Origin of the sequence: Stieleria maiorica (assembly GCF_008035925.1) — a bacterium.
GTDB lineage: Bacteria > Planctomycetota > Planctomycetia > Pirellulales > Pirellulaceae > Stieleria > Stieleria maiorica.
Map to the genome: position 1 here is coordinate 9,364,172 of NZ_CP036264.1, position 13,490 is coordinate 9,377,661.

At 60.4% G+C, this 13,490-nt stretch carries 10 protein-coding genes; all 10 read right to left on the minus strand.

The features are described from left to right. Window positions 1-485: 485 nt before the first annotated feature. The 10 genes from Mal15_RS31990 to gcvT all read right to left on the minus strand — a co-directional run bounded on the left by Mal15_RS31990 (window position 486) and on the right by gcvT (window position 13,252). Window positions 486-2,195: a vWA domain-containing protein gene (locus Mal15_RS31990; RefSeq protein ID WP_147871444.1), complete on the minus strand. Its 1,710-nt coding sequence runs from the start codon at window positions 2,193-2,195 to the stop codon at window positions 486-488. Window positions 2,196-2,200: 5 nt separating this feature from the next. After that, on the minus strand, window positions 2,201-3,625 hold the full coding sequence (locus tag Mal15_RS31995; RefSeq protein WP_147871445.1) for a magnesium chelatase: 1,425 nt from the start codon (window positions 3,623-3,625) through the stop codon (window positions 2,201-2,203). A 524-nt stretch (window positions 3,626-4,149) separates the two neighbouring features. Beyond that, the gene (locus Mal15_RS32000; protein WP_147871446.1) at window positions 4,150-4,887 is read right to left on the minus strand and encodes a hypothetical protein; all 738 of its coding nucleotides are present in this window, start codon (window positions 4,885-4,887) and stop codon (window positions 4,150-4,152) included. A 711-nt stretch (window positions 4,888-5,598) separates the two neighbouring features. Further along, window positions 5,599-8,022 carry a carboxylesterase family protein gene (locus Mal15_RS32005; RefSeq protein ID WP_147871447.1) on the minus strand — a complete coding sequence of 808 codons (2,424 nt, stop codon included), beginning with the start codon at window positions 8,020-8,022 and terminating at the stop codon, window positions 5,599-5,601. 353 nt (window positions 8,023-8,375) lie between these two features. Beyond that, window positions 8,376-9,056, minus strand: coding sequence for a hypothetical protein (locus Mal15_RS32010; RefSeq protein WP_147871448.1), 681 nt, complete (start codon window positions 9,054-9,056; stop codon window positions 8,376-8,378). Next, entirely contained in the window at window positions 9,053-9,721 is a 669-nt protein-coding gene (locus Mal15_RS32015; RefSeq protein WP_147871449.1) for an RNA polymerase sigma factor, read from the minus strand. Before Mal15_RS32015 ends, Mal15_RS32010 begins: the two co-directional genes overlap by 4 nt. Window positions 9,722-9,725: 4 nt before the next feature. Then, window positions 9,726-10,439, minus strand: a complete 714-nt coding sequence (locus tag Mal15_RS32020; protein WP_147871450.1) for an FHA domain-containing protein — start codon at window positions 10,437-10,439, stop codon at window positions 9,726-9,728. 346 nt (window positions 10,440-10,785) lie between these two features. Then, a complete protein-coding gene (locus Mal15_RS32025; RefSeq protein WP_147871451.1) occupies window positions 10,786-11,550 on the minus strand; it encodes a lipoate--protein ligase family protein in 765 nt (254 codons plus the stop codon). A 4-nt stretch (window positions 11,551-11,554) separates the two neighbouring features. After that, window positions 11,555-11,956 carry a glycine cleavage system protein GcvH gene (gene gcvH / locus Mal15_RS32030; protein ID WP_147871452.1) on the minus strand — a complete coding sequence of 134 codons (402 nt, stop codon included), beginning with the start codon at window positions 11,954-11,956 and terminating at the stop codon, window positions 11,555-11,557. A 159-nt stretch (window positions 11,957-12,115) separates the two neighbouring features. Beyond that, the gene (gene gcvT / locus Mal15_RS32035) at window positions 12,116-13,252 is read right to left on the minus strand and encodes a glycine cleavage system aminomethyltransferase GcvT (protein ID WP_147871453.1); all 1,137 of its coding nucleotides are present in this window, start codon (window positions 13,250-13,252) and stop codon (window positions 12,116-12,118) included. Window positions 13,253-13,490 lie beyond the last annotated feature (238 nt).

The window sequence follows — 13,490 nt, forward strand, 5'->3', positions numbered from 1 at the left end:
CAGCAATGTCAAACCTGAGTCGATGGCGGGTTGGGTATGGGGGATACACTAACCGCCCGCCTCGGCTCAATTTGCATCCTTGGCAATGCATTTGGAGGGGCGCCGTGTTCTCCGAACTCGGCGTGCTCGAAAAAGCGGAGCTCTGCTCCGCGTGGACCTCGGAGAGGACGGAGACTGTCTATGCTAGGTGCGACGCGTGAGCGAGCGGCCGGTCAGTCAACGCCACCGCCAGCGCGGGCCACTGGCTGACGCCACGTGCTGGCAATCCATGCCATCGGGAAGCGTCACGGCCTGTCGATTTAATCAGCCGTTTGGCGCGAGCCTACGGGCGCCACTGCGTTTTCTTGGTATTGGAAGCCCGTACGCTCGCGCGAAACGGCTGATCCCACGTGTGATCGGACTAAATCAACAGACCGGTCAGCGAGCGGCCGGGCAGTCGACACCACCGCCTGCGCCGGCCACTGGCTGACGCGTCGCACCTAGCATCAGGCGATGATTTCGCGTTTGTTTTGGACGTAGTCCCAGAGGACGAATCGATCCAGGTTGTTTCCGCTGGTGAAGAACACGCGTCCGGAGGTGGATTGCGCCAGCCGGTTGGCGAACCGGATGTCTTCTTCGGATTGGGACCAACTGGGCACCAGGAAGATGTTGATCGTGATGCCGTCTTTGCTGCACAACATGGCTTCACGCATCGTGGCTTGCTCGGTTTGCGGGTCCGGCGGGTACAGCATGTACAGCCATTCGCCTTCGCAATGCGCGGTCGGCAATCCGTCGGTGATCAGCACGATCTGACGGTTGGGGGTGTCGCAATTGACCAGATTTTGGCGGGCCAATTGCAGCGATCGTTGGATGTTGGTGAAGTGGGGATGGATTTGTGCTTCGCTGATTTCGGGATCGCTGAGGTCGGCTTTCAATCGCACCCAAGGGTCGTGGATCGTCACCGATTTGGGCATCAGATTGATGATTTCTCCGGGGGCCCTCAATTTGGCGAAGGTGTACATTTCGATGAAACGCAAAAAATCGCCGGGGTACTCCGATTGAATCAATCCCTGCAGGGCCAGCGCCATGCGTTTGACGTTCATGTACTGGCCGTCGTAGCGCATCGACCCGCTCATGTCCATGATCACGCAGGTGGCACACTTGGGGTGATTGCGTGTCTTGTGGATTTCGATGTCGTCGCTGCGGAGCCGCAGGGGCCGCTGGTCGCCTTGGCGGAGCAGGGCGTTGATGACCGTCTGCGGGATGTCCATGTTGGTGACCGAATCACCGAATTCGTACGGTTTGGTCTGCTGCAGTTCCACCACACCTTCGCCGACGACCGGGCCTTGATGTCGTCCGGTTCGCGAGGGGGCGAGTTCGCTGAAGATCCGCTCCAGTAGTCGGCCTTGGAACAGCTTGTAGGCATGGGGCGTGAGGCGAAATTGTCCGGCCGAATCACGCTGCAACCCTTGGCGTTCGGCTTCTTCGCGGATCAGGTTTTCGACCTGCCGCCGCATCTCTTCGAGTTGTTCCATGTCGCCCGGTTGAGCGAACTCGCCCAGCATGTCCATATCGATCAGCCCGATCTGGGCCGACTTGGCTGCCTCTTCGAGTTGTTTGAGCAGCTCGTCGATTTTTTCGAGTTCTTCCTTGATTTCCAGTGCCTTGGGGACCGACATCGATTCGTTGCCGGTGAACTCGTACTTGCTGGCCAGTTCTTCGATGTTGTGTTTGTCACCCATCCGTGCGGCGACTTTCAGCAGGTCGGTCGACAGCGAACCGCCGTGGTCTTCGGCGCGATACCAGAGCGATTCCAGCAGGTAGGGTTGTTCGCGGTTGATCGCTTGGCGGTAGGTTTCGGCAAGCTTTCGGGGGACGCGCACATCCTTGGCGGCTGAGTGAAACGCCTTGCGGGCCTTCTTTTGGACCGACCTCGCTTCGTACGTTTCCAAGATCTTGCGTTTGCGCTCTTCCAGCATCGCCTTGAGAAAATCGATGCTCGGGCCGAGTCCTTGGATCTGGCTGGGGTCCAAACGGACCGCGCGGGCGAGTTCCTCTTCGCTCAATTCACGGAATTCGCCGTACATCAACGCTTGTTCGAAGGCGGGCGAGACCAAATCCGGCGGCGGCTCGCTCGGCGGCGGGAACGTGGCCGGATCGTACTTTTGGTAGGCGTGGATGATGCCGCCGATTCGGCCGCCGCGTTGCTGGTTCATTGCAATTAGATTTCGTATTCGATTTTGCCGTGGCGTTGGGCGCGGCTGATGCGATCCATGCTATACAGTCCCGCCAAAACGAACTCGACGCAACTGGCGCGAACGGCTTCGTTTTCACTGGCGTTGACCTCAAAAGCCAGATCCCATGCCGGTGGGACACTTTGCAATCGCTCGGCGTACTGGCTGCTGGGCAACAGATCGCCGACTTCGACCCGGACGCCGCTGCGGAAGATCTCCGCGATCTCGCCCAGCCCGTGCTTTTCGACGTATTCAGCGAAGATCACCGAGACCGCTTTGGCGACGACGGCGTCCAGGACTTGCCGTTCGCTCATCTGGTGCGTCCCCATCAGATCCAATTCCAGTTTCCCCAGAGAACTGGAGTACAGATGCCCCAAGTCGCTGATCCGTGGCACGGCCGGTCGTTCGTTGTGCAGGATGCCGCGTTGGCGGGCCGAGGCGATCATGGTGCGAAAATTGGCGAGCGAGAATCGTGCCGAAACGCCTGAGGCCTGGTCGATGAACTTGCTGCGCCGCGCCTGTTCGGTGATCTCTTCGATCAACTGAAACATAAAGTAGGGCACTTGGACCGGATACTCGCCGCCTAAGTCCTCACCGATCTCTTGGCGTAGGATGTCAATTCCTTGATCGCGCTCGGTCGGATAATGTGTCTGGACGATCGTCCCGATTCGGTCCTTCAATTGCGGGATCACCTTGCCGCTGCGGTTGTAGGTCGCCGGGTTGGCCGAGAACAGGATCATGATGTCCAGGTCGAATCGGATCGGATAGCCGCGGATTTGGACGTCACGTTCTTCGAGAATATTAAACAAGCCGACTTGAACCAGATCGTCCAGCTCGGGCAATTCGTTCATGGCAAAGATGCCGCGGTGCATCCGCGGGATCAGCCCGAACGACAACGCCTCTTCGGCACTCATGCTGACCCCGCCGGTCAGTTTGGCCGGATCGATTTCACCGATGATGTCGGCAAACTTCGTTCCCGGCGACAACCGTTCGGAGTAGCGGTGGTCACGATGCCACCAAGCGATCTTGATCTCGTCGGGGTCCAGTGTGTGGACCAGTTGTTTGCCCAGCGATGTGACCGGATGGGTGGGGGCTTCGTGGACGGGCAGGTCGGGGTGATCGATGTAGGGAATCCACTCGTCCAAGAAACGCGTCAGCATCCGCATGATGCGGCTTTTTGCTTGCCCCTTCTCTCCCAGAAACAGCATGTCGTGGCCGGCCAGCAGGGCCAGATTGATCTCGGGGATCACGGTGTCGTCATAGCCGACGATTCCCGGAAACAGCTCCTCGCCGCCGGCAAGCATTCGCGTGAAGTTATCGCGGATCTCTTGCTTGACTGTTTTCGATTCCCAACCGCTCTCGATCAACTCTTTTAAAGTCGTAGCGGTGGGCGTTGCCGTCGCGACGTTCATTCACCATCGTCCGTATGAAGTTAAGAAGCGAGTCTTCTGTCTGCGTCTGATTGTAACCTGCTGCAAAGACCGCCACGCTTCAAGCCTGATCGACGGGGCATCCACGCCAAGCACGCTAAGTCAGGGCGAAACCCCATACGCATCAAGTGAAGGCTTCGCGTCTCAAGCGATGGAGGCCACCCTCCCTTGCAGAGGTCGTGCGGTTTACAAGTCCTTCATCCCAAGGGGTTTTTCCAAATTTCTCCGGCTGCCCTGAACCACATGGAGGTCGATTGCCCACGGATAGCAGCGCGAACCCACGGATCCCAGGCCGTATCACATCCGTGGGTTCGCGCTGCTATCCGTGGGCCTTTTCGATTCTTCAGACAGCCTGCCTGAACGCACCACCTCAAAGCAATCTTCCTGCCAAGGGGGGGGCGTGTAAACGCCTAGTATCTCTAAGGTTAAAAACCGCACGACCTCTTCCAGGGAGGGTGTCTTCTGGAATTCGATGACTAAATCAACAGGTCGGAACGGCTGCTGTGTCAACGACTACTTGCCGAGGGCAGCGATCTTCCTGGCCAGGCGTTCAGATTGTGTCCCCAATTCCAAACCGCGCCGGCGGTCAGCAACAAGGCCACGATCATGGTCACAATCAAACCCGGGCGGGTGCACTGGTGACGCAGCCGGTTGATCCATCCGCGGGGTGCGACGGCGCGATCCAGAAGCTCGCCATCGGCGGGCTGGCCGGTCGGATTCGCACCCACCAAGTTCCCTTCAACCGGTTGTCGCGTCAACGATTGCTTGGCCGACGGCAACGGGCATTCCAAGGGCGGCGGGGTGATCGCGTGGGGGCGTCGGTTGCAGACCTCGTCGATGTGGTGGGTTGCCACCGAGGTCTCGCACGATTCACAGGACTGAATCAAAATCCGGCCGTCGGCGAATTCCGCACGACCGGCTCGATACAAGGCCGCCGGGCGAATTCGACCGACATGGGCGCGGGAATGCTGGTCGGTTCGCTGACGCGGGTCCAGCAATCGGTACGTGGAAACGGCGATCCGAGAAAGTTGCTGCTCGGTCAACGCGTTGGGGGCATGGAGCTGTCGTTTGGCCAATGATTCGGCGGCGCGGCTGGCCGCGCGTCGGATCACCGCAAGCCGAGTTTCCTTGGGTTGGATCCCGATTCGTTGAAAATCATCGGGACCCAATGTCACCACATCATCCGCCGCGTCGGCGTCGCCGACCGGTGGGGAAAGGAATTCGAATTCAGCCGATTTGCACAAAATGACAGTCGCGTTGTAAGGAAATCAGATTGCCGCACAGGCCGCTCGCCGAGTCGTTGGAAGACCGGTGAAGGGGACGATCTTTGAGGTGGGCAACTGATGGGATGGTGGGGGCGGTGTTCGCAGCATGGTGATCGCTGGGCGGCACCGCCGACGCAGAAGGCAATCGCCTTCACTTACAGGGAGCCCCACAACCGGGAAACGGTTCGCGGTCAAGGATGCACCCTTTTTTCTGAAACGCAATTCGACAGATTTAGTGCCATATTGTCGGTGGCGGGAATAGGTTCGTCCAGTTTTTTGTCCGCGAGTGATCGGTCTCGCCTTCACAGCCCCGACAGGGTGCGGATCAGGGCCTTAGCGAATTCGGTTGCCCAAGTTTCCCCCCGTTGTGGATTGCCGCAATTGGTCCGCGAAACCCGCCGCGGCTTGGCGGGTTGATCGCCGCGTCAAAATCCATGCTAGCACGATGCGTGAGCGAGTGGCCACTGTTTGGTCGCGGGGTGATCGACGGGCCGCTCGCTGACCGGCCTGTTGATTTTATTCGATCACACGTGGGATCAGCCGTTTCGCGCAAGCGTACGGGCCTCCAATACCAAGAAAATGCACTGTCGCCCGTAGGCTCGCGCCAAACGGCTGATTACATCAACAGGCCGTGACGCTTCCCGCTGGCATCAACCGGACTGGGAACGCCTTGGTGGCTTCCGCTCCCGGCTAGTCATTCAGGGGAACGGGGACTCTGGCCCAAAAGGGGCGTTTGCGGTCGGCGCGGCGCCGGGTGTCTTCCAGGATGGTCTCCAGTTCGCCGTCAAACCGAAAGTAGTCCGGGACGCGATCTCGGGAGCGCCGAATGACGACTTGCTCGTTCAGGTCGACTCCCATTTCCGGGCGCAGACAGAGCATGTAGGAGTCGCTGGGGCCGTCGATGCGGACTTGGTTTCCGCCGCCGACCGACGCATTGACCGTCCCGGCCCGTTTGCGTTCGGCCTGGTCCCAGAGCACCGGGTTGATTTCCACCAGTGGTTTCAGTGGTCCCAATTCCAACCACCAAAAGTACTGGTCGCCCTTGCGCATGGTGCGGGCGTCGATGTCCTGGGGCATGGGTTTGCGAACGTGCGTGGCAACATTCAGCCACTCGAACAGTTTGGGGATCTCTTCATAAAAATCCTCTCGAGCGCGCCCCCGGTACATCACCACGGTGGCATCGTTTCGCGCGTTCATGTAGTCGTCCAAGACCGCGCCCATGCGAATCAAGGGCGGTTTGGGGCCGGACGCTTCGCCCATCACAAAGTACAGCGGGATGTGTTCTGCGTTGGGAAAGTAATGTTGAATCGTTTTGGACGGTTCGCCGTTGATGCTGACCATGCCCGCCCAATGGTCCGGATGGGACAATGCGATGTCCCAGGCGGCCGTCGCGCCGTCACCGTGTCCGGCCAAAAAGACTCGATCGGCATCGATCGACGCGCGGCGCATCGCATGACGCAGCGAGGAGAGCACCGCATGGTGTTCGCGCGGCGTGTATTCATAGGTTCGCTGGGTATCGCGTCCCCATTTCGGCGCGACGACGATGTAACCGTTCCGCGTCGCATGGCCGATCCGAGCATTCAGCGACGGGGCAAAATCGCCGGCCCACCATGCCAGTTCTAATTCCGGCGGCGCGCCCGGCGGTGCCAGCACGACCAAACACGGATACTCGCGCAGCGGATCGTATTCCGGCGGCAACTGAACCACATAGTCGGGAGTGTCAATCAGCGACTGCTCTGCGGCCTCCGTGGCGGCAGTGCTGCCGATCCGAAACAGGCCGGGGATGTCCGGATCGGCCGAACCCTCGGGCCATGACTTGACCGGCAGCAGTTGTGGCAGCAGCCGCGCGACGTACTCGATTTGTGCGCCTTCGATCGTTCGCAATTCCTCCAGGATCTGTGGCCGTCGGACCAGATCGGCCGGCCCCAGGTATTCGGCGACCAGATCGCGGACTTTGACCAAGGACGTCGCCACGACCAGGTTCTGTTCGCCCGATCCCGGCCCCATCAACCAACCGGCCACTGCCAGTGCGACCCGTTCATCCAGCGACACCGTGTCGGACTTTCGCAACCGTGAGTAATCGTTCAGCCGGGGCAGGGTTGCCGAGCTGAGGCCATTTTCGATCTCTGCAAAAACGCTTTGCAGCGACTCGCGTTGGCCTTCGGGAAGTTGCTCCAGGTCCGTGCGCAAGGCGTCAACCAGCTCTTTGACTTGGCGGTCGGTTTCGCTCAGTTTCTCCACCGCGATTTTGACTTTCTCGCGCGTGATCCGTCCGACGGCGTCCATCGGGAAGCGTTGATAGACGCTGCGGGCATACTGTTCCTGACCCACGCTGGCCCGCAGTGCCGCTTCGTCGATCAATTGATTGGCTTGTCGATTGACGATGCCGATCAATTGGGTGTTCATGTCTTTCAGTTCGGGGAACGCACGGATCGTTCGCGTCAGTTCCTCTTCGGCGGCGCGAAACCGTTCGGCTTCGATGAAGAAACGGACGACGGTCAGTCGCTCGTTGACATCGGATTGGTCGATCCGTTGACGGAAGATGTTTTGCAGCGTTTCGGACATGATCGAGCTGGTCGCGACCCGCATGTCCCACACGTACGACGGTTTTGCCTTGAGCGCCTCGACCTTGGCGTAGCGCGAGTTCAGCTCCGTGATGCCTTGAACGATGTCGATCGCTTCGCCGGTCGGGCCGCGGATCGTGATCGTCCTCCGTCCGTATTCATTGAAATCCGACACGCCCAGGATGTCGCCGATGCCCTGGATCGGGCTGCCGCCCAGCGGAACGGATTGTTTGAATTCGATCGTTCGTTCGATCCCCCGAACGTCTTGCGGCGGACCGGCGACCATCCCTCGCTCGTGGATGTAAATACGCCGCAACCCATCGTCGACCAGCAGGATGGGGCGTGATTTGGGTTGGCCCTGACCACCGGCTTGGAACGGGTTTTCGTTCAGCGAGGCGATCTCGGCGAACAGGCCTTCCAACGCGATCCCGCTCTTGAGCACGATCCGCTGGTCGGCGTCGGCAATGGAGCTGAGCGCAAGGACGGCTGCCAAAGCGCAGGCGGTGGTCGTCCAGCGAGAATGGCGTCGTTGCGGCAAGTGTCGCGTCATCGTGGGATGGCCTCGGCGAATGTGTTTTCGTCTCTTCATTGTAGCGTCGCGGGACTCGCCAACGGTTTGTTGATTGAATCCGCCTTTCGATCACAAACTGAGCCGTCGGCGCTAGCCTCGGGCCTTACGGAGCTGGAAGGGCAATCCAAGGCCCGCGGCTAGCGCCGTCTCCAAGGCCCGCGGCTAGCGCCGTCGGCTCATCGGGTAGGTGGCATTGGGCGCGGGGCCTGCGGGCACTGGTGAGTCATCTTCATGCCGGATAGCCGGATACCCGTACGCTTGCGCGAAACGGCTGACCCCTCCTGTGATCCGATTAAACCCATAAGCCGTTGGCGACTTCCGCTACGGGCTGACTAGGCGAGTCCGGTTTCGGGGGCGACCGTCGAGGTTTGTTCTTGGAACGGTTTGGCTTGGACCGACGGTGCCAGGCTGGATGCGTCGATCGTAGTCGCCTGGGTTTGGATCATCAGGATCGCCATCGCCTGTTTCATCGAACGACCGATCGGCGCGACTCCGATTCGAACGGAGTTAACGGCTGGAAGGGTGTGGTCCACCCAGGGTTCGTCCGACATCGCACTCCACCATTGACTGGTCTGCCAGCTGAGGGCCGCCGAGGGGGGCAATGGATCGGGCGTTGAAGCGACGTTTTCGTCAGCAGGCTTGTCATCGGCAGGGTCGATGCCGTGGCCAAGGTCGACGGGTTGCCCGAGGTTCGTCGACGCGATCAGTCGGTCGTTTGATGGGGAGGAGGATCGCCAGAGACCGGCCAGGCCGACGCAGACGATGAGGACGGCCGCACAGGCCACGGCCCAGATTGCCGTGTTCGAAAAGGGGAGGGGCCTGGGGTGGGACGCCCCGTCGCGATCAGGTTCGGCGGCAGGGCTGATGTGTTCGTCGATCGTGCACCAGATCTGCAGGCTGTCGTGACAGGTCGGGCACTTGTGGGCGTGGTCACGCAGCAAGGCGTCTCGGCGGACATCGGCGCGCCGGTCCAACAGAAGATCCAAACGATCTTGAAATTGGTCGCATCTCATTGCGAGGCTCCTTTGGGCTGCGGCGGGGTGTCGGCTGATTCACCTGGAACAACCTCTCGCTGACGGAGTTGTTCGATCAGGGAAAGCCGGGCGCGGTGGACGAGCGTCTTGACCGTTCCGATCGGACAGTGCATCTGCCGGGCGATTTGGGCATAGGGCATCGCGTGTTCATGAAAACACTCAAACGCGATTCGTTGTCGCTCCGGCAAATTTCCCAGGGCCAACACGATTTCTTCACGCATCGCATCGGCCGCATGGTTTTGGCGGGTCGCCAGCGATTGTGGTTCGGCGGCGGCGCTCAACGGCGCGTAGACTTTGCGGCGGGCCAGCTGGCTGCGCGAGCGGTTGCCGGCGACCGTGGCCAGCCAGGGTTGCAGCGGTCGTCGCGGGTCCCAACGGTCCAGGTACCGGGCGACGCGGCTGAAGGTGTCTTGGGTGGCGTCTTCGGCGTCTTGGCGATGACGCAGGATCGCGAAACAGATTCGAAAGACGAAATCGTGATAGCGGTCGACCAGGACGGCGAAGGCGCCGCTTTCTTGGGCCAAGATGCGACGTGCGAGCGAGGCATCGGATTCCAGGACCGCACCGCCGGAGCTGGTGATCGAGCGTTGCAGGTCGGCGGCGTCGGATCGGCCGCGCGTCGGCTGGTTGTGGCGACGCGACAAAACGTTAACGTCCGCTGAAGAAACGTTTCAAAGCGTCGTCGGCGGCGGCTTTGGAACTGTCCGTCATCGCCTTTTTGAAGCCTTCGGGAAGTTTGCCTTTTTTGGCTTTCTTTTGTTCACGCAAACGTTCCAGCAGGGAGCTGTCATTGACCGAAAGCTCGGTGCTGTCGCCGGAGGTATCTTTGGAGTCTTCCTCGCTGTCTTCCTCTTCCTCTTCCTGTTCGGCGCGTTTGAGGTCGTCGATCCGGAACTGGCGGGTGTCGGGGTCGGCGAGCTTGCGGACGCGGTCGATTTGGTCGGCTTCGTCCAACCAGCCGGTCACGTCGACCTCTTCGAATCGGCTGTCGCTGTCCTGGACGGTTCGTGCGGCGGCCTCACCCACGTCGGCGACCTGCGGTTTTTTCTGCCCCTTCAGCCCGTGTTCGATGACGACCTCGAACAGCAACTTGCCGATTTTCAGCGAATCGCCGGCGGAGAGGATTTTGGCGCGATCGCTGGGCAAGCGTTTCTCATTGACATACGTTCCGTTGCGGCTCTTCAGGTCCTGGATCAACAGGCGACCGTCTCGGATGACCAGAATGCAATGCTTTCGGCTGATCGAATCGCTCTTGGGACGCAGCTGACAAGACTCGCTTCGACCGATCAGGAACTTCTCGCCGCTGATAGGGATTTCCGTTCCCTCGTGACTCCCCGTCATCACCCTGAGCTTCACTTGCATACGGCACCTGTTCCTATCTTGTCTTCCGCATTCATCACGGTTGGAGCATTATGACCCGTCAGCGGCTGAAAAGTGGTGGGATCGCGGAAAACGCGCGACCGCTGCTGACACGCCGGTGTTGCATTGTAGACGGTTGTGCTGGCTGGGAAAATGTCGTAATGGGCGTTTTGCATCAACCCACAGACTCGTCGATACCCGCCCTTGGAAGGGGGCTGGCGAGTTTGCGCAGCTGCAACTCAGCCTCGAATTCGCTTTTCCCACGGAGTTCGAACCGCCGTGTGCTGGTCAAAGGATAGCCGATTTCTAGGCGCGGAGTCGCTCGGTTCCGGATCGAACCCGGCGATTTCTAACGACGCTGCCACCAATCGTCCCGGTTAAAGCGGCGCTCCGCGATGCTCTCGGCCCGCGTCAGTTCCTGGTTCGATAGCGCATCGGTCTGGAACTCGATGCCCGTCATGGCGGTGAATTCGTCAACGATTCGCTTCAGCAGGGCATCGCATTGCAGCGAGACGGAGGTCAAGTCCTCGATCCCGGGCAATTCGCTGGCGTGACCACTGGCACGCAGCAGCAGGCTGCCGTGTTGCAGGATCGAACGTTTGGCACGCCGCTGGGCGCTGCCCAGGACTTTGTATCCGCTGACGATCAGGTCCTCGTCGGTGCGGCGCCCAAAGCACAGGAACGCTTCATCGCTGTCGGCGCCCGACGGGTCCAAATGGTTCGGCCGGGCATCGATCCCGTGTCGGTGCAGCGCGTGGATGACCGCCGCATGGAATCCACGGTACAGATCCGTTCGAGCGCCGTGCTCGCCTGCTCGCGTGGGCACGGTCAAACTGTACGTCAATTCATGATGGTGCACGATTGCACCGCCCCCGGTGCTGCGTCGCACGCGTCGCACACCGTCGAAACGTGGCGAGGCATCGCGGCTGGACTGGAAGTATCCCAGCGACAAGGTCGGTTCGGCCCAGGTGTAAAACCGCAACGTGTACGGCGGTGCGGCATCCGAGGCCGCGGCGTCGCCGACGGATTCGGCGATCGCCTGATCCACCGCCATGTTCCAGGCCGATTCGCCATCGCGGTGAAACAGCAAGCGTCCGGCGGTCGGGGCTGTCATCGGCTCAACCGGATTCGGCGCACTGTTTTTCGTAAGCCGCGAAATCCATCAGATTTCCCAGCGCCGATTCATCATCGATCTTCAGTTTGACGATCCAGCCGAAGTCATACGGGTCGTCGTTGAGCTTTTCCAGATTGTCCGGCAGTTCCGCGTGCACCTCGACGACTTCGCCACCGACGGGGCTGTACAGCGGACTGACCGCCTTGACCGATTCGACTTCACCGAATTCCTCCCCGGCGTCGATCGTCTTTCCCACTTCGGGAAGTTCCATGTAGACCAGGTCGTTGAGTTGTTCGAGTGCAAAGCCCGAGATGCCGATCGTCGCGATCTTCTGACCGCCTTGTTCGGCAACATCGACCCACTCATGGGTCTCGGCATACAGAAGCTTGCTCTTGTCGCGTGACACGGTGGTGGATTCCCTTTGAAGTGGTTTTGGAATGGTTTTCGGGGTAGTGGGCGAGGCGACGAGTCCTTTCGGATTGCCAGCCGCGAGGACTCCTCGCGTCGTCCACTACCGTTGACCCGAATCTTAAGGCGAGACGGAATACTAGTATGACAGATGACGTTACTTCTTGGCACGCCGGTAAAACGGCAACTTGGTGCGGGTCGCGGGCGATCGTTTTCCGCGGATATCGATTTCGAATTCGGTTGCCTCGGCATGCTTGACATCGACCATCGCCATCGCGATCGGATGTCCGAGCGTGGGGGAGGGGCCACCGCTGGTGATCTTGCCGACGACTTGCCCATGGGTCGACAGCACGTCGCATCCTTCGCGGGCCGGTCGGCGGCCTTCGGGCAGCAATCCGATGCGGACGCGGGCGGGGCCGGCGGATTTGACCGCCGAGATCGCATCGCGACCGATGAACTCTCGATCGTCCAGGTTGCAGGCGAAACCTAAACCGGCGGAAATCGGGTCGACCGATTCGTCCAGTTCATGCCCGTATAGCGGCATCGCGGCTTCCATCCGCAACGTGTCGCGGGCACCCAGGCCGGCCGGAGCGAAACCGGCGTCGCGACCGGCCAGCAGAATGTTTTCCCAGATTCGCGTCGCTTCTTCGGCCCGCACGACCAATTCGAACCCGTCTTCGCCCGTGTATCCGGTGCGGCTGACGATGGCCGGTTTGGAAAACTGGTCGGTGATCCGCGCCTGGTAGTATTTCAGCCGACTGGGGTCGAACGAGAACAGTTTCTTGCACGTCTCCATCGCCAGCGGCCCCTGGACCGCGATCATCGCCGTCAGCTCGGTGCGATCGGAAAACGTGACCTTGGGGAAATCGTCGAGGTGGGGTTTGATCCACTCGACGATCTTCGCCCGGTTGGAGGCGTTGACGACCAGCAGGTGGTAACGTGATTCGCTGGGCGTTTTCAGGTGGGAAACCAGAACGTCGTCCAGAATGCCGCCTTCCTCGTTGCAAACCATGCCGTATCGCACGCCGCCGATCGGCAGGTCCGTCACACGCCGCGTCAGCAAGCGGTCCAACAGGTCTTCGCTGCCCTCGCCGTCGAATCGCAACCGCCCCATGTGCGAGACGTCAAACAGGGCTGCGGCGTTTCGGCAGGCCTGGTGTTCGCTGACGATCGATTCGTATTGAATCGGCATTTCGTATCCGGCGAACGGGACCATCTTGGCCCCCGCCGATCGATGCCAGGCGTCGAGTGGAGTTTGCGCGTAGGTTTGGGATGAAGGATCGGCCTGACTCATGCGTCACTCGTAAAATGGGTGATGGCGTGGTCGCTCAGAAAGCGGGGCGAAGATGTCAATGATCGGTTGGGGCGCGAGGAACAACACGCCGAGAGAGCTCCCACGGCGTCCGCCCGGCCGAAAGTGTACCGAATAACGAACGACGTTCCAGGACGATCGAAAACGGGGACGGGGGTTTTATTTGGATTCGCTGTCTGATTGCGAAATAAGACCCCCGTCCCCGTTTGGGGCTGTCGTC